The organism is Mycobacteroides immunogenum, assembly GCF_001605725.1.
Classification (GTDB): domain Bacteria; phylum Actinomycetota; class Actinomycetes; order Mycobacteriales; family Mycobacteriaceae; genus Mycobacterium; species Mycobacterium immunogenum.
Genome location: NZ_CP011530.1, coordinates 759745 through 776850, shown reverse-complemented (window position 1 = coordinate 776850; position 17106 = coordinate 759745). Strand labels below are relative to the sequence as shown.

General features: G+C 63.5%; 16 protein-coding genes. 5 read left to right on the top strand and 11 right to left on the bottom strand.

The features are described 5' to 3' along the window. Nucleotides 1-145 precede the first annotated feature (145 nt). From ABG82_RS03935 to ABG82_RS03905, 7 genes are read right to left on the bottom strand one after another with little or no spacing between them, the layout of a single operon-like run. Nucleotides 146-1102 carry a tetratricopeptide repeat protein gene (locus ABG82_RS03935; RefSeq protein ID WP_043080197.1) on the bottom strand — a complete coding sequence of 319 codons (957 nt, stop codon included), beginning with the start codon at nucleotides 1100-1102 and terminating at the stop codon, nucleotides 146-148. Next, nucleotides 1099-2151 carry a vWA domain-containing protein gene (locus tag ABG82_RS03930; RefSeq protein WP_043080198.1) on the bottom strand — a complete coding sequence of 351 codons (1053 nt, stop codon included), beginning with the start codon at nucleotides 2149-2151 and terminating at the stop codon, nucleotides 1099-1101. The genes ABG82_RS03935 and ABG82_RS03930 overlap by 4 nt, the downstream gene beginning before the upstream one ends. Next, nucleotides 2148-3212 carry a hypothetical protein gene (locus tag ABG82_RS03925; protein WP_043080199.1) on the bottom strand — a complete coding sequence of 355 codons (1065 nt, stop codon included), beginning with the start codon at nucleotides 3210-3212 and terminating at the stop codon, nucleotides 2148-2150. The genes ABG82_RS03930 and ABG82_RS03925 overlap by 4 nt, the downstream gene beginning before the upstream one ends. Next, a complete protein-coding gene (locus tag ABG82_RS03920; RefSeq protein ID WP_043080200.1) occupies nucleotides 3203-3676 on the bottom strand; it encodes a hypothetical protein in 474 nt (157 codons plus the stop codon). The genes ABG82_RS03925 and ABG82_RS03920 overlap by 10 nt, the downstream gene beginning before the upstream one ends. Next, nucleotides 3666-4565: a DUF58 domain-containing protein gene (locus ABG82_RS03915; protein ID WP_043080201.1), complete on the bottom strand. Its 900-nt coding sequence runs from the start codon at nucleotides 4563-4565 to the stop codon at nucleotides 3666-3668. Before ABG82_RS03915 ends, ABG82_RS03920 begins: the two co-directional genes overlap by 11 nt. A 6-nt stretch (nucleotides 4566-4571) precedes the next feature. Beyond that, nucleotides 4572-5573: an AAA family ATPase gene (locus ABG82_RS03910; RefSeq protein ID WP_043080223.1), complete on the bottom strand. Its 1002-nt coding sequence runs from the start codon at nucleotides 5571-5573 to the stop codon at nucleotides 4572-4574. Further along, on the bottom strand, nucleotides 5570-6802 hold the full coding sequence (locus tag ABG82_RS03905; RefSeq protein WP_043080202.1) for a DUF4878 domain-containing protein: 1233 nt from the start codon (nucleotides 6800-6802) through the stop codon (nucleotides 5570-5572). Before ABG82_RS03905 ends, ABG82_RS03910 begins: the two co-directional genes overlap by 4 nt. A gap of 203 nt (nucleotides 6803-7005) precedes the next feature. Here ABG82_RS03905 and ABG82_RS03900 point away from each other — a divergent pair, with 203 nt between their 5' ends. Further along, entirely contained in the window at nucleotides 7006-7878 is an 873-nt protein-coding gene (locus ABG82_RS03900) for a DUF2189 domain-containing protein (protein ID WP_062826681.1), read from the top strand. 137 nt (nucleotides 7879-8015) lie between these two features. Here ABG82_RS03900 and groL read toward each other — a convergent pair whose 3' ends face one another. Further along, nucleotides 8016-9641 carry a chaperonin GroEL gene (gene groL, locus ABG82_RS03895; RefSeq protein WP_043080204.1) on the bottom strand — a complete coding sequence of 542 codons (1626 nt, stop codon included), beginning with the start codon at nucleotides 9639-9641 and terminating at the stop codon, nucleotides 8016-8018. A 290-nt stretch (nucleotides 9642-9931) separates the two neighbouring features. Here groL and ABG82_RS03890 point away from each other — a divergent pair, with 290 nt between their 5' ends. Beyond that, on the top strand, nucleotides 9932-11107 hold the full coding sequence (locus ABG82_RS03890) for an FAD-dependent monooxygenase (RefSeq protein WP_043080224.1): 1176 nt from the start codon (nucleotides 9932-9934) through the stop codon (nucleotides 11105-11107). Here the strand turns inward: ABG82_RS03890 and ABG82_RS03885 are convergent. After that, entirely contained in the window at nucleotides 11098-12165 is a 1068-nt protein-coding gene (locus tag ABG82_RS03885; protein ID WP_043080205.1) for a hypothetical protein, read from the bottom strand. The two genes, ABG82_RS03890 and ABG82_RS03885, sit on opposite strands and share 10 nt — an antisense overlap. Nucleotides 12166-12211: 46 nt before the next feature. Then, a complete protein-coding gene (locus ABG82_RS03880; protein WP_043080206.1) occupies nucleotides 12212-12775 on the bottom strand; it encodes a TetR/AcrR family transcriptional regulator in 564 nt (187 codons plus the stop codon). A gap of 101 nt (nucleotides 12776-12876) precedes the next feature. Here ABG82_RS03880 and ABG82_RS03875 point away from each other — a divergent pair, with 101 nt between their 5' ends. From ABG82_RS03875 to ABG82_RS03865, 3 genes are all read left to right on the top strand, one after another. After that, a complete protein-coding gene (locus ABG82_RS03875) occupies nucleotides 12877-13788 on the top strand; it encodes an SDR family NAD(P)-dependent oxidoreductase (protein WP_043080207.1) in 912 nt (303 codons plus the stop codon). 136 nt (nucleotides 13789-13924) lie between these two features. Beyond that, entirely contained in the window at nucleotides 13925-15619 is a 1695-nt protein-coding gene (locus ABG82_RS03870; RefSeq protein WP_043080208.1) for a DEAD/DEAH box helicase, read from the top strand. A gap of 19 nt (nucleotides 15620-15638) precedes the next feature. Further along, a complete protein-coding gene (locus tag ABG82_RS03865; RefSeq protein WP_043080209.1) occupies nucleotides 15639-16139 on the top strand; it encodes a cupin domain-containing protein in 501 nt (166 codons plus the stop codon). On the opposite strand, the gene ABG82_RS03860 is transcribed toward ABG82_RS03865, so the two are convergent. Continuing rightward, entirely contained in the window at nucleotides 16136-17050 is a 915-nt protein-coding gene (locus tag ABG82_RS03860; RefSeq protein WP_078343938.1) for an SDR family NAD(P)-dependent oxidoreductase, read from the bottom strand. The genes ABG82_RS03865 and ABG82_RS03860 overlap by 4 nt on opposite strands. Nucleotides 17051-17106 lie beyond the last annotated feature (56 nt).

Here is a 17106-nt window from a genome sequence, read left to right as displayed (position 1 = left end):
ACGCGGGCAAAAAGTTCCCACTGAACCGAAGATCGGTGGCGCGCCGGGGGGAAATCGTTGGAAAACAATGTCGTTAGTGGTCGACATCACGCCTGGAGTGAATCGCCGGCCACCTCACCACAGGCCAGACCCATGGATGTCGGGACTATTCGGTGTCGGTACCCGAGGCCGTCGAATTCTCCAACGATCGCCTGAGCGCCTCTGACGGATCGCCCTGATTGGGATGAAGCTCGTTTCCGCCGCCGCCGGCGTTGGTGGGAATCCGATCAGGTCCAATCGGATTCGGCGCCTGGGTGGGCTGACCCGGGCTTTGGCTCTCCTGAGTCGGTTCACCCGGTTGCTGATTGGGCTCACCGTTCTGGTCGCTGCCACCCTGGCCACTACCGCCGCTCTGATCGGTGCCGCCGCCATTTTGGTCGCCGCCATTTTGGTCGTTGCCACCGCCACCGCCACCGCCGCCACCATCAGACGGAGAAGGCGGCGGAGAGGGGGACGTCGTGGGGGTAGGTGAGGTCGACGTCGCGGGTGGGTCCTTCAGTTTGTCGAGCAGTCGCCGTTCAGTTTCGTTGAGATGCTTGCGCACCTCGCCGTCGGGTTCGCTCGTGGTGTCGAAGCATCCCGCAGGTGCCTCTCGAGTGACGACGAGCGCTTCTTCCCAGAACTTCTTGGCTTCATCCCGCTTGCGATCGGCAGACTTGAGGTCGCCGCGTGTTTCCAGCACCACTTCCAAGTTGATCCGCACCGGACAAGACTTCCCGGGATCCACTCGTTCGAGAGACTGCTTGAATTCGGTCTCCGCTTCTGCCAGCTTGCCCTCGAGAACGTACCGGTCACCTTCTGTGAAGTAGGCCTTGTACGAGTCGATGATGTTCCACGACTTGAGAAGTCGCACATCGTCCCGAAGCGAGTACGAGTCATAGCCCAGGTAATGCGACTGTGCGGCATACCCGGTGCTCACCATGACAACGAGCTTCAGCGCGAGCCCCAGTAACAACAGCGCGGGCACTACCGAAAGGGCCACCAACTTGCGTCGCAGCACCTTTCGGCGCGGTCCTTCGGTGAAGAACCGTCGCACGAAAGCAAGAATCGCCCGCGGGGTCACGTGGGCCTCACCTTCGTGATGCGTGACATGCGATATTCACGCACCATCGCAAACAGCTCGTAGAACATCAGGGCCATCGCGATGCCCGTGAAAACCCAGTAGAACTCTGTTCTGCTGCCGGGAAGCGATACCGAGCGCTGCTCGCGTGTGGTTGCCGACGGATCCAGTGCCGGAATCACTGGGGCAATCGAATCCCCCTGTATTCGATGGACATACCGCACGTGCAGCTGGTCGGCGATGTCCTTGAGGGATCGTTCGTCGAGGATCGACAGAAAAGGCCCGGTACCACCAGCATTCTGGAAGTAGGTCTTGTCTCCGTTGGCCGCGAGCTGACTGGCCACCCGGCCACCCTCGGGGGTTCCGTAACCGAGTACCGCGCCTCCGTCGACGAGATCGCCCGGGATATCGAACCTCGTGACGGGCTGGCGTGACGCACCGGCGCCCTCGCCAAGGTAGAACACGATATTGCTTGAACCGGGGTACTGCTGACGAGCCAGTTCGAGTTGCCTCTTGAGCTCGTCGCCGGCAGCCGCCACCTGGACGCGGTACACCGAGTCGGGTTCCGCCACGTACGCCGAGTAACCCTTCAACAACGCCCTCAGGCTCCAAATATCTTCAGAAAGAGGCCAATCCACCCGTGCGCCGGTCGCGAACGAGGTGATGGAAAAGCGGCCTTGCGGATACTGATTGACGATCGCATCCATATCCGCGCGAATACCCGCCATGCGGAACTGTCCGCTTCCGTAGTCTTCGGCCCGAGAATTGATGGACCGATCGACAACGAAGAAGACATTGACATTGCTATTGGCTGCCGCGACGGCATTCGATTCGGTAAGCACATGCCGCGTCGGCTCGATCCCCGGCCGTGCCGCCGCCGCGAAGACGCACACAATCGCGAGTGTCAACAGACTCCAGCGCAACACCACCTTGCGTTGGCTGCCCCCGCCCACCACCACCAACACCCGATACAGGGTGTACATGCGCAGCACGACAATGACGACCGCGAGCACGATGAATATCCACCAGGGCAGTACGGGCTGGAAGGTCATCGCCGCACCCCCGCCAAGGCGGTTGCGAAGACCACGGCGATCCCCAAGGCGATAACCAGGATCACGTTCGGCCGATCCTGCACCTTCTGCACGTAGATCGTGCCGTCGGACTGGGTTATCGCCGGGGGGTTGGCACGAATCTCATCGAGGTGACCCCGGAAGGTCTTGTCGATCCCGGCCAGTTCGGCCGCGCTGGCGGTCTTCGCGCCTTGCAGGTAGGTGATGAATCGGCCACCGGTCCCCTCGGCCAGCCGTTTCACCGCACCACCTTCCTCGGCAGCGGTGGGCGTCAGAACATTCAGCTGTATCTGCGCGGTCCTGGCCAACTCGGCCAGCCTGTCATCGGTGTAAATAGGCCGCGCTTGTCGTTGCTCGGCGGTCGGTCCCAGGAAGATCACCGAACGACGGTGATCGCTGGGCTTGGTGAATCCCGGAAATCCGGTCATACACAAGGCCAGAGCATCATTGACTGTGCGGGCGTAGTCGGTGTAGGCCACTCCCCTGGAGAATTCCAGCCGCCCTCGCTGCAACGCCTTGGTGTCCTCAGACCCCGGTTTTTCCTTACCCGCCAAGGCGTTGAGCCCACCGAAATAGCCGAGCCGGTCCTGCAGATACGAACTGTCCGCAGTCATGGGGATGACCCGAAGTGTGGCAGAGGTCAGGGCCAGTCGTTGCGTATCGAAGGCCTTTGCCTGATCCCGGAAATAGTTCAGCGTTTCCGAAACATCATGAGCAGCCGGGTCGTATGCGATACAGAGGTTGATGTCTTCCGGGTGGGCCCGGTTGATCTGCGCGGCCGTTGCTGCGCTACTCACGGGCCGCGCGGTAGCGATGATCGCGGCCAGAAGAAATGCCACGGTAGCTATAGCGATGGCGGCCAACATGATCCGATATCGACGGTAGGCCCGCACATACTCGGGAAGGACGGTCAGCCGTTGCACCCACGCCAGCGGGCGAAGACTACGCGGCCGCTGGCGTGTGGGCCAGAAGGAAGCGGCCAGCACGATGGCCAACAGCAGGACCAACCCGCCGATGACAACAAACCACCATCTCAACTCCATGACTGGATCACACCCCGCACCGCTGCGGCCGTCGCCGCGACGTTGACGTCATCCGCAGTCTCGAACTGTCCGGAATACAGTTGTGCCACTACCGGAGCGGCCCCTGCCGCGCCGCTGTGCGCGACTTCACCCAGAGACATATACGGAGCCCGCACACCGGTACGCAGGTAAATAAAGGTCCGCAACACCCGGCTCATCGCGCCGTGGGCCTGTCGTGAATCTAGTTTTCCCGCATCATGATCCGCACGCACCTTGTCGATGGCCGCACTGAACTTACGGCGCAGCACCCACGCACTGATATCCCGAATCACCGGTATGGTGCGCAGCTTCTCCACGGGCAACGTCCAGACGAAGATTCCCGCACACCATCCGATCACCAAGAGCACCAGGATGACCCCCAGCACCAGCCACAGCACCGAGTACGGCAAGGGCGCCACTATCCATCTCAGATAGTCATTTGGCACGGCTGGCCTTCTTCAGCATCGTGGTGATCGCCTTGACCAGGTCGCGGCTACCGTCAACCCGTGCACACGGGATGGCCGACGAATTCACGTACTCGTCGAAAGCCGCCTCCCGTCGCGCCTCGGCACGTCGATAAGCCTCGATCACCCGGCCCCCGAGTATCTCTTCTCGCAGAATCGAGCGGCCCGAATCGACGTCGTATCCCTCACCGCCGAGTTCTGGAACCCCAACCAACGGAGCGTCTTTGATGGTGATCCAGTACACGCTGTGACGCGCCGCCAGCCGACGGAACTCAGCGTCGAGCTCGTCGGACAAATCAGGCTCATCAGAGATGACGAACACGATGTGCCGGTGTCGATAGTTCCGCTCGACAAAGCGCAGCTGCGCGGCGATGCTGCTGCGGCCGCTGGTGGTGATATCGCGGCTGTTGATCCTTTCGAGCATGTGTTCCAAGTGCGGCTCGCCGCGGCGATTCGGCATGCGCCCCGACGCATGCTCATCGCCATAGACCAGTCCCATCTCATCGCCCTTGCTGTTGGCGATGAGACCCACCACGCCAACCGCGTTCACCGCGACCCGTTGCTTCGACTCGCCGTCGGCCGCACGGGCAAGCATGTTGCGGCCGATGTCGGCGACCATCAGGATCCGCTGCTGCCGGTACGACACAAAGCGTTTCACCAGTACCGAGGTGGATCGGGCCGAGGCGCGCCAATCGATGTCGCGGACGTCGTCGCCAAGGATGTAAGGCCGCAGATCATCGAATTCCAGGCTGCGGCCGTGGAACATCGAACGGTGCTCACCTTCGAGCAGCCCGCGTGACAGTCCGGTCGGGCCCGTCAGGCGATTGTTGGTCAGCGTCTCCGCCTTGACCTGTTGAAGTAGCACTCCCATGACAGGCTAAGGGGTTCGAACGGCCTGAATAATGTTGTCTATCAGCACTTCCGCTGTGACGTTCTCAGCAACCGCCTCGAATCCAAGGATCAGCCGGTGCCGCAGAATCCGGTGTGCCAGCGTCTTGATGTCGTCGGGAAGCACGTGATTGCGATCGGACAACAGCGCCAGCGCGCGCGCCGACTTACAGAATGCGATGGTCGCACGGGGGCTGGCACCGTATTCGATGAGCCGGGCCAGATTAGCCGGCAGGTACTGCTTGGGGTTGCGGGTGACATTCACAATCTGGGTGACGTAATGCACGATCGCGGGATCGACGTAGATACGTCGGACCACATCTTGGATGTAAAGGATGTCCTGGATTGAGGCCACCGGTGCGCCTTGGTGATTCGCATACACCCCGGCATCGATCCTGAACACGACCTCGGCCTCCTCCGCGGGGTTCGGATAGGTCAAGATCTCCTTGAACATGAACCGGTCCATCTGCGCCTCCGGCAGCGGATACGTTCCTTCCTGGTCAACCGGATTCTGCGTGGCCAGCACCAGGAATGGCTCTGGGATCTTGTAAATCTCTCCCGCGATGCTGGTCTGCCGCTCCTCCATCGCCTCGAGCATGGCGCTCTGCGTCTTCGCACTGGAGCGGTTGATCTCATCCAGCAGCACAATGTTGGCGTGCACCGGCCCCAATTGCGTCTTGAACGTGCCCTTTGAGGCGTCGAAGATCTGCGTGCCGATGATGTCACTGGGCAGCAGGTCTGGGGTGCACTGGATGCGGCGGAACTGCGCTTGAATGGCATCGGCGATTGCCCGGGCCGCAGTGGTTTTGGCCAGACCCGGGACACTCTCCAGCAGCACATGGCCGCCGGTGAGCAGACCGATCAGCAGCGACTGCTGAAGTCCGGACTGTCCCACCACCTTGATCGAGAACGCCTGCGCGACAGCCTGGATGACCGCGCGTGCCTGATCGAGCTCCTGTCGCGACGGCTGCACCTGTGTAGCGGCGGTCACCGTCCGAACCACTTCACTACCAACGGATCCTGTGTCATGTCGATCTGTCCCATCGTCGGCACAATCGCCCTCCCTTGCACGCTGCTGCCGTTGGTGGATTGCACTGTCAGCATCCACGTTGTGACACCGGTGGTCCGCACGTTCAGATCAAACGCGGTAAAGGTGTATTGCACCTTGTCCACATCCGACGGCGGCTCCCAGTGGGCCGTCCCGTCGACATATGCCGGATTACGCAGTGCCTGAGGGCATCCGGGTGGCGCCAAGGACGTCGATTTCGCACACTCGGCGATGTTGTCGGCCACGGCCTTCTTCACCGCCGCGGCGCCCTCATCGCTCATCCGCATCTCTACCCCCGGAAAGACCGGAGCACCCTGCACCAAGATCCCGTTCAGCAGCACGGGACGGGCCGAAACCGCCGTCAGATTCTTATTGGAGGATCCAATGTCGAGCCAGCCCGGAAAGACGTATGCGACAGACATATTCGAGGCGGGCTTACCGAAAAGAGACAGGGTGCGAAGGGCACCGGCCAGAATGCCGTTCTGATCCAGCGACAGCTTGACCGCCGCGGTGCTCAGCTTCCAGGATCCGTCGGTCTTCTTGACAAGAATTGTCTCGTCGGAGGTTTGATCACCGAAGTTGGCGGCCACGTGCACGCGGGCCATCACACCGCCCATGTCCTCGGAATTGAGGATGCGAATGTTCCCTATCGGCCACTTCGCGATCTGCTTCTTCAGGATGTCGTCGGTGAGAAACTCCTTGGACGCCGGCTGGTCCGACGAAAAGGATAGGGCCGCTTCGGCATCGCCCTTGGACAACGCCTCCAGGTATCCCTTCACCGCGGCCTCTGCGGTGGCCGCGCCCCCGGCCGGGCTCGTCTCACCATCGCCGCCGCCGGAGAAGGACACGATTCCGACCACGATGGCCACCACCAGCAGCACCACGCCGGTCGCCACCCCGGTGACCACCAGGGCCCGCCGATTCTTCTGCGGCGCACCCGGTGGCGGTCCGAATTGCTGATACTGCGGCGGCTGCCCACCAAACTGGTTGGGCCAGCCCGGCTGCTGTGGAGGCGGCCCAAAGTTCGGCGGCGGCCCGTAGGCCGCGGGATCAGGCTGCGGCACACCCACCGGCGCCGGTCCCCCGAATTGCGGTCCGCCGTGCTGCGGTGCGGGATTGCCCGGTCCGTCAATAGGATTTGGTCCGCCAAACTGCGACGGCGGCTGCGTCACGCCCGTGCCCCATCTTCGCGATAGCCGAACACCAACCGCCCCCTCTCCAGCAAGCAAGATCCGCCCTGGCGAACCGAGACTATCACCGCATTCTGCGAGGCACCGCAACTAGACCTGGCGGTGCGACACCCCGGAGCCGCACACCCTTACGACACTTCCCGCATTCAATGTTTAGCAAACTTCTCTGTTGCTAACCTTGCCACGTGACCTATCCACCACAGGAGCCGCCTGCTTCGGGCGATCCGTCTGCGTACAACCCGAATCAGCCCCCTCCGGGATATGCGAATCAGCCGCCGCCGGGATATCAACCGCCGCCACAGGCCCCGTGGCCACCGCAGGGACCGTTCAATGCCGGCGAGTCATGGAATTGGTCCTGGGCGCAAGTCACCAAGCGCTTCGGGACATTCATTCCCCCGTATCTGGTCTGGTTCCTCGCCATCGGCCTGCCGGTCGGGATCGTCTACTTCATCGCCGTGGGCGCGATGATGGCTACCACCGGAAGCGGAACCTACGACGAAGACTCGGCGTCCTACTCCTACGAAAGCTCCTCAAGCCTGGGCGCAGGCGCATCCGTGCTGATGTTCATCGTGGGCATCGCTGTCGCTGCGGTCGGGCTCTACATGGCCGCATCCATCACGACCGCCAATCTTGATGTCGCCGATGGCAAACCGATCAGCTTCGGTACCTTCTTCAGGGCCCGCAGCTTCGGCGCGTTTGTCGGCACCGCATTGCTGGTCGGCCTCGGCACCGTGATCGGGTTCTTCCTCTTGATCATCCCGGGCATCGTCTTTGCGTTCTTTGCGCAGTACGCGGTGTTCTTCACCGTCGATCGCGGACTGGGCCCAGTCGACGCGATCAAGGCGAGTTTCCAGATCGTGAAGGACAATCTTGGCCCAGTCTTCTTGGTCTACCTCATCGCGGCCTTGATCAGCTTCGCCGCAAGCATGGCTGCGTCCATCACATGTGGTTTCGGAGGTTTGATCACCATCCCGATGCAGCTGGCGCTCACCGGGCTGATCCACGTCTACACCTATCGGCGTCTCACCGGAGGGGTCATCGCGCCCGCGCCGGTGTAACAACCCCGAGTGGGAATCTCGCGAGGGAATCGCGCCAATTTCCCGCGCCAGATTCCCACTCGGCGCTGAATCAACAACGAAAAAGGCCCGGTCTGCACTGGATTTCTCCAGGCAGGCCGGGCCTTTTCGTTGGGGACTTAGAAGTCCATGCCACCCATGCCACCGGTCGGGTCGCCCGCAGGTGCGGCGGCCTTCTCCGGCTTGTCGGCAACGACGGCCTCAGTGGTGAGGAACAGCGCCGCGATGGACGCCGCGTTCTGCAGCGCCGAGCGGGTCACCTTCACGGGGTCGGCAACGCCGGCCGCGAGCAGGTCCTCGTACACGTTGGTCGCCGCGTTCAGGCCGTGACCCGCAGGAAGGTTCGCGACCTTCTCTGCGACGACACCCGGCTCCAGTCCACCGTTGAAGGCGATCTGCTTCAGCGGAGCCGACAGCCCCACACGCACGATGTTGGCACCAGTGGCCTCGTCACCCTCGAGCGAGAGCGAGTCCAGCGCGGGGGCAGCCTGCAGCAGGGCGACGCCACCACCGGCGACGATGCCCTCTTCGACGGCGGCCTTCGCGTTGCGAACGGCGTCCTCGATGCGGTGCTTGCGCTCCTTGAGCTCCACCTCGGTGGCAGCTCCGGCCTTGATCACCGCAACACCGCCGGCCAGCTTGGCCAGGCGCTCCTGCAGCTTCTCGCGGTCGTAGTCGGAATCGCTGTTCTCGATCTCGGCACGAATCTGGGCGACACGGCCCTGGATCGCGTCGGCATCGCCTGCACCCTCGATGACGGTGGTCTCGTCCTTGGTGACGACGACCTTGCGGGCAGTGCCGAGCAGCTCGACGCCGGCGGTCTCCAGGGAGAGGCCGACCTCTTCGCTGATGACCTGTCCGCCGGTGAGGATCGCGATGTCCTGCAGCATGGCCTTGCGGCGGTCGCCGAAGCCCGGGGCCTTGACGGCGACGGACTTGAAGGTGCCACGGATCTTGTTGACGACCAGGGTCGAAAGTGCTTCGCCCTCAACGTCTTCAGCGATGATCAGCAGCGGCTTGCCGGCCTGGATGACCTTCTCCAGCAAGGGCAGCAGGTCCTTGACGGTCGACACCTTGGAGCTGACCAGCAGGATGTAGGGATCCTCCAGGACGGCTTCCTGACGCTCGGCGTCGGTCACGAAGTAACCCGAGATGTAGCCCTTGTCGAAGCGCATGCCTTCGGTGAGCTCCAGCTGCAGGCCGAAGGTGTTGGACTCCTCGACGGTGATGACACCCTCGTTGCCAACCTTGTCCATGGCCTCGGCGATCAGATCGCCGATGGACTGGTCACCAGCGGAGATGCCCGCGGTGGCCGCGATCTGCTCCTTGGTGTCGATCTCCTTGGCGGAAGCCAGCAGGGCACTGGTAACAGCCTCCACGGCCTTCTCGATGCCGCGCTTCAGGCCGAGCGGGTTGGCGCCGGCGGCGACGTTACGCAGGCCTTCCTTGACCAAGGCCTGAGCGAGCACGGTGGCGGTAGTAGTGCCGTCACCCGCGACGTCATCGGTCTTCTTGGCAACTTCCTTGACCAGCTCGGCGCCGATCTTCTCGTACGGATCCTCCAGCTCGATCTCCTTGGCGATGGAAACACCATCGTTGGTGATCGTGGGGGCGCCCCACTTCTTCTCCAAGACGACGTTGCGACCCTTGGGGCCCAGCGTCACCTTGACCGCGTCAGCGAGGGCGTTGAGGCCCCGCTCCAGGCCGCGGCGGGCCTCTTCGTCATACGCAATTGTCTTGGCCATTGCGAAGTGATTCCTCCGTATAGGGGGTTGCACGTTCTGGGCCGGGCGCAGTGCCCGCGACGGACGGACGCAGCTGTGTGGGCTGCGGCCTCACCGTCCCGGCCTAGCACTCACCGGTCGTGAGTGCCAATGCCATTTTTAGCACTCGGACATGGCGAGTGCAAGGGCGATTAGAGGTCTTCTCGACCAATAAATACGACGTCGGCGCCCCGGACGGAGCTGCCGGCGACATCAGCGTGGGCGTGGAGATGCCCCACCAGTCATTCAGGAACGGGGTCTACCGTGGCGACATGTCGCTCGAGATCCTGATCAGCGGTGGCGGTATCGCGGGCCCCGCGTTGGCGTACTGGCTTGCGCAAGAAGGGCACTCCGTCACGATCGTGGAACGTGCCACGGCCTTGAGGAGCGGCGGTCAGGCTGTCGACTTTCGCGGCCCATCGATCGATGTGCTGAACAAAATGGGTCTGCTCGATGCGGTGCGGGCACAGGCCACACATATGGGGTCCATGGTGATGGTCGACACCCGCGGCAGGGAAATCGCCCGGCTTCCCCCGGAGGTCATCAGCGGCGAACTGGAAATCCTGTGGGGAGATCTCGCCCAGATCCTGCATGACGCGGTGCGCGACCGTGTCTCATTTCGGTTCGGCGATTGGCTTACCGACGTGCGCCAGGATGGTGACGAGGTCGCCGTTGCTTTCGCGCGATCGGCGCGGGCCAGCTTTGATCTCGTGGTGGGTGCCGACGGCGTGCATTCGGGTCTTCGCGCGTTGGCCTTTGGGCCAGAGAGCGCATATGTCACCCCACTAGGCCAGTACTTCACTTTCTTCGCGATGGGCAATCACCTCGGGCTGGACCACCAGACGGTGACCTATCGGGAAGGGTCGCGGGGCGTTGGCATCCAGGCAACCGCGCCCGACGCCCCCGCGCGGGGGTCGCTCTCGTTCTCCGACGACCATCTCGACTTCGACTACCGGGACATCGAAGGCAACAAACAATTGTTCCTGGAACGGTTCGCCGACTTCGGCTGGGAGACCCCCGCTGTTCTGCGTGCGCTATCCGCGACCGACGAACCCTACTTCGACTCGTTGTGCCAGGTGCATCTGGACGGATATTCGCGTGGGCGAGTGTGCCTGCTCGGCGACGCGGCCTGGTGCGCCTCTCCCCGCTCGGGCATGGGCACGAGCCTGGCGATCGTCGGCGCATTCATACTTGCCCATGAATTGCGTTCCGCGCAGGGCGATTTCAGCACAGCCTTCGCCCGATTTCATGCGCTGATGGCCCCCTATGCCGCACGCTGTCAACAGCTCGCCCTGGATGCCCTGAAGATCGGCGAATCCAACTCGGCGTGGGCGACTCAGCTCCGCAGGCTCGGCCTGTGGTCCCTGCGGCTACCCGGTGTTCGTCAGCTCGTGGCGCGCCAAGCGCTCAAGGTAGGGCGATCGTTCGCGCTACCCGTCTACGACTGACCAAACTTCTTGCTCGCGGCCACCGCAGCCGCTGTGATGTCGTCACACGACGAGGTCCCGTGCAACACGGCACCGGGCACGCGGACATCCCCCGGGCGTGATGTCCCGGGCACGAAGTAGGTCGGCAGATATTCCTTTCCCAGGAATCCGTAGACCTCGCAGTACGGCTTGTCGTACGTCCGGGTCACGGTGCTGACGTGCAATTCGACACCGTCACGCCGCTCGACGACTGAATGCCGCTGCTCCCCGTAAGAGGAGGTGTCCGGCGCATGCGGGTCGAGCGGCCGCAGGGTCAGCCGCACCCCCTTGGCCTTGTTATCCCCGGGCGGCCCCGCGCTGAACCAGCACCCGTACAGATCGGTCCGTATTCCACCGTCTCCGCTGGGCCGGTAGCTGGCGAAATCATGCAGGTCCGCGAGGAGCGAACACGGATCGGGCCAGCCGGATTTCAGCGGCAGCCGGTTCGATCTGATTCGCGCGGCCCCCGTCGCGATCGCGACCGCCTCCGCGCAGGGATAAACCGGATCCCCCGGTCCGGGATCCCGGGAAAGAGAGGCAACCACACTGACCCTGACCCGCTTCATCAGGTCGGCGGCACCGTCACGCAAGGGCGCCTCCGCGGGATCGGCCGCGCCGAGGTTGAAGACGTAGCGGCACCACCCGCGATTACTCGTCGGCCCCAGTTCGTGTGTCACGGCTATTCCGTTGACCGCGAGCGAGTCCACGGCAGGCTCGACCCGCTCGGGAGCCAGGTCGAAGCCGATGGTCGCCGAGACATCGCTGGAAAAACCGCCGTCGAAGGCACCCAGCTGCAGGGTGCATCGGTCAAAGCCTTCGGTATATCCGTAGGAGATCGCGTGGGGGATCTTGGCCTTGATCGACTTCGCGTCGACGAATCCGCATAGATCGATATCACGCAGAGTGGCCTCGACTGCCCGCTCCACGGGGTCCATATCCGTATGGGTGCGCCAGTCATCTCGCTGTCCGGAGCCGAAAAACGAGCAGCCGGTTACCATCAACAGCGCTACTGCCAGCACCGGCCAATGGCGAATAGACATTTGCTACCTCCGATTTGTTCAAGGTAGCGAAGCTAACCGCCCCTGACTAGCGGCGCGGCCGCAGCCCGTCGAACACGACATCGGTCACCTGCTGCGAGACGTCCTTGTTGTAGCTCTGCATGGCCTGACAACCGACCAGCAGTGCCTTCACCTCATGCACGCCCACATCGGAGCGCACCGTGCCGGCCTGTTGTGCCGCCCGCAGCAGATCACCCAGCAGGGCATAGAAGGATTCCTCGATCTGCGGAATGAGCGCCTGAACATCGATACCCGCGCCCGACAAGGCGTCTACCAGCCCTTGGTCGGTGCCACCCCAGTCCATCATCGAACGCAGAAATTCGAACAACGCCTCGCCCGGGTCGACGGCCTCCAGCAGTTCGCGGCCCTTGGTCACCACGCTGCCCATGCGATCTTCGGCGATCGCGCGATACAGGTCCTCCTTGGCGGGAAAGTGCCGGTATACGGTCCCGGCGCCCACGCCCGCACGTCGCGCGATCTCATCGATAGGAACACCAAGTCCCTCTTCGGCGAATGTCTGGTAGGCGACTTCCAGCACCCGCGCACGGTTGCGGGCAGCATCGGCCCGCAGGGGACGGGCGGGTTGATCCATCTCACACTCCTTGACGCCTTGACAAAACGGGGCGCACGTTCCGTATATTCGTAAACGGAGTAACCGCCCCGGTTACTAGAGATCCTACTCAAGGAGTCCCCATGACCACATGGAACACCACCGACATCCCCGATCAGAGCGGCCGCGTCGCCATCGTCACCGGCGCCAACACCGGACTCGGCCTGGAGACCGCCAAGGCCCTCGCCGCACACGGCGCCCATGTCGTCCTCGCGGTACGAAACGCCGAAAAAGGACAGGCCGCGGCCGACGCGATCACTGCCGCCCACTCAAACGCCGACGTCAGGCTGCAGTCACTGGACCTGTCCGCGCTGGAGTCGATCCGGCGGGCCAGCGATGAACTCAAGTCGCGCTACGACAAAATCGACCTGTTGATCAACAACGCCGGCGTCATGTGGACGGAAAAGTCCACCACCGCCGACGGCTTCGAGCTGCAGTTCGGCACCAATCACCTGGGTCACTACGCGTTCACCGGCCTGCTCTTGGACCACCTACTGCCTGTCGAGGGCTCGCGCGTGGTGACCGTCAGCAGCATCGGGCACCGCATCCGCGCCGCCATCCACTTCGACGATTTGCAATGGGAACGCAACTACGACCGCGTCGCCGCCTACGGGCAGTCCAAGCTGGCCAACTTGCTGTTCACCTACGAGCTGCAGCGCCGCCTGGCGGGCACCAACACCGCCGCTCTGGCCGCACACCCCGGCGGCTCCAACACCGAGCTGGCCCGCAATTCCCCCCTGTGGGTCCGGGCCGTCTTCAATGTCGTGGCGCCGTTGCTGGTCCAGGGCGCGGACATGGGCGCGCTGCCCACGCTGCGGGCCGCCACCGACCCGGCCGCCCTGGGCGGCCAGTACTACGGCCCCGACGGATTCATGGAACAACGCGGTAACCCCAAGGTCGTCGCGTCGAGCGAGCAGTCCTATGACCTCGATTTGCAGCGTCGACTCTGGTCGGTATCCGAAGAACTCACCGACGTGGTCTTCCCGGTGAAGTGAGCTGAACGGAAAGTGGCGGGCACTGTGCGGATTGTCGCTTTGCCGACACGACACGCGGTGCTCGCCACGCCCGTCGGGATGCACTCCCGTAATCCGTTGCGCTAGTCTGCAGTCCGATCAGTTAGGAGTCCATCGGGTGCGGGCTGTAGAAGCGCCCAGCACCCATACCTTGCGGGGCTGGCAGCGCAGGGCATTGGTGCGGTATCTGGCCGCCAAACCCCGGGACTTCCTCGCCGTCGCAACCCCGGGATCAGGCAAAACGAGATTTGCCCTGCGGATTGCTACCGAGCTATTGGCCGACGGCACCGTCGACAAGATCACCGTGGTGGTGCCGACAGAACACCTGAAGGTGCAGTGGGCCGAGTCCGCCACCTCCTTCGGCCTGTCCCTTGACCCACGATTCAGCAACTCCGATTCGCAGACCTCCTCGGAGTTTCACGGCGTCGTTGTCACCTACGCACAGATAGCCAGCCACCCCACCCGGCACCGCGTGCGCACCGAGAACCACCGGACGCTGGTCATCTTCGATGAGATCCACCACGCCGGCGACGCCAAGAGCTGGGGCGAGGCCGTTCGCGAAGCGTTCGACGACGCCACCCGGCGCCTTTCGTTGACCGGGACGCCGTTCCGCAGTGACGACAGCCCTATCCCGTTCATCAACTACGAACCCGACGGCGCCGGATACCAGCGCTCTCAGGCCGATCACACCTATGGCTACTCCGAAGCACTGGCCGACGGCGTGGTGCGCCCCGTGGTCTTCATGGCGTACTCGGGCGAGGCGCGCTGGCGTGACAGCGCCGGTGAGGAACACGCCGCCCGCCTCGGCGAACCGTTGAGCGCCGAGCAGACCGCACGTGCCTGGCGCACGACCCTGGATCCCAACGGCGATTGGATACCCGCCGTCCTGCGCGCCGCCCACGCGCGGCTGCTACAGAAGCGCAAGGGCGGCATGACCGACGCGGGCGCCATGATCATCGCCTCCGATCAGAAGGCCGCACGTGCCTACGCGAAGCTGCTGACCACGATCACCGGCAGCGAACCCACCGTGGTGCTCTCGGACGACCCGAAGTCCTCGGATCGCATCGCGCAGTTCTCCAAGAGCACCAGCGAGTGGATGGTCGCGGTGCGCATGGTGTCCGAGGGCGTCGACGTGCCGCGGCTGGCAGTCGGTGTCTACGCGACGAGCGCCTCCACACCCTTGTTCTTCGCTCAGGCGATCGGACGTTACGTGCGGTCACGGGCGCCCGGTGAGACGGCCAGCATCTTCCTGCCCTCGGTACCCACCCTCCTGGAGCTCGCCAGCCTGCTGGAGGAACAGCGCAACCACGTGCTCGGCAAGCCGCATCGCGAACCCATGGGTGACGAAGAACCGGTGGAACGCAAGCGCACCGAGCCTGGCGAGGAAGAGAAGGGCTTCGAATCACTCAGTGCCAGCGCCGAGCTGGATCAGGTGATCTTTGACGGCGCGTCGTTCGGCACCGCAACTCCGGCGGGCAGCGACGAAGAGGCCGAGTATCTCGGCATTCCCGGGTTGCTCGATCCGAATCAGATGCGAGACCTGTTGCGGCGCAGGCAAGAAGAGCAGATCACCAAGCGCACCGCATCGGGTGAGGTGCCGCCGGAGATCACCTCGACACACGGCCAGCTGCGCGAGCTGCGGCGCGAACTGAACGCGCTGGTATCGGCCACGCACTTCAAATCAGGCAAACCGCACGGCTGGATTCACAACGAACTGCGACGGCGTTGTGGCGGACCGCCCGTGGCGGCGGCCACGCGTGATCAACTCAAGGAACGCATCGACGCGGTCCGCACCCTTCACCGGGAGTTCTAACGCGCGTAGCGTGACATGCATGTCACTGATCGTTTCTGGATACCCCGAGCCTCGGTATCACGGCGACACCGGCGAGATCAGCGCGACGTTCAGACCCGCCACCGATCCACCCGACTACGCCCCCGACAACGGCAACGTCCAGTACACCTATCTGGCCACCCAGCAGTCGACATCCGGCGACTACGGGCTGTACCGCATCGATGCCGGACCGGCCAAAGGTTTTGGTGCCGCAACGCATTTCCACAAGGCCATGTCCGAGGCATTCTTCGTACTCTCCGGGAGCTGGCGGCTGTACAACGGGGAAAGCTGGGTCGACGCGACCGCGGGCGACTTCTTGTTCGTGCCGCCCGGCGGTCTACACGCGTTCCACAAGGATTCGGATGAGGCGGCTTCCATGCTGATGCTGTTCGCGCCGGGAGCGCCCCGGCAGAAGTACTTCGAAGGCTTCGGCGCACTCGCCGATATGACCGATGAACAGCGTACCCAGTGGTTCATCGACCACGACAACTTCTTTGTCTAAAGAGGGAAATCCACCCCGGTCAGCTCCTCCGACACTGACCAAAGTCGTTGTTGCAGAGCAACATCGTGGGACTGCTTGCTCGATCTGACAACCTTCGGATACCCACGAAACTCTCCGAAACCCGACGGCCCGTAGTACTGGCCTCCTATCGCGGCCGGGTCGGTGGCGGCCCGCAGACTGGGCAACGCTCCCATCGCGGGGCTCTGCGCGATTTTCAGCGCCGCCTCGGTGAAGGCCTCGGGCCCGAATGTGATGTGGCGCATCAGCTCGGTGCCGGACGCGCCGGGATGCGAGGCCAGCGCCGCGGTCTCGGCCCCCGCCGCCACCAGTCGTCTCTGCAGCTCGTAGGTGAACAGCAGATTCGCCAGTTTGGACTGCGCGTAGGCCCCCACCCTGCTGTACCCACGATCCCACTGAAGATCATCGAAATGTATTGCGGCCCTGAATTTATGACCGTTGCTGCTCACGGTGACAATGCGCGATCCGCGCACGGCGGTGAGATTCTCCAGCAGTAGCCCCGTGAGCGCGAAATGGCCCAGGTGGTTGGTGCCGAACTGCAGCTCAAACCCATCGGCCGTGGTGCTCTTCGGCGGATACATCACACCCGCGTTATTGATGAGCAGATCGATCCGCGGGTAGTCGCTGCCCAGCTGTCGGGCGGCGGCACGAATGTCCGCGAGGGACGACAGGTCCAGCCGCTGCAGCGCCACGTTACCGCCCGGCACAGTTTTCGTGATCTCGTCAACGGCGGCAGCACCCTTGTCGAGATCACGCACAGCGAGAACAACCTGAGCTCCCGCGGCTGCCAGCGCACGAGCCGTCTCCAGGCCGAGGCCCGTATTGGCTCCGGTGATGACGGCAACGCGTCCGGTCTGGTCAGGAATATCGGCTGTGGTCCAGTGCACGGTCACGCTTGCATACTGCCCCAGATCCAGCTCGCTGCCCACCCCGCGCATTCACAGTTCTC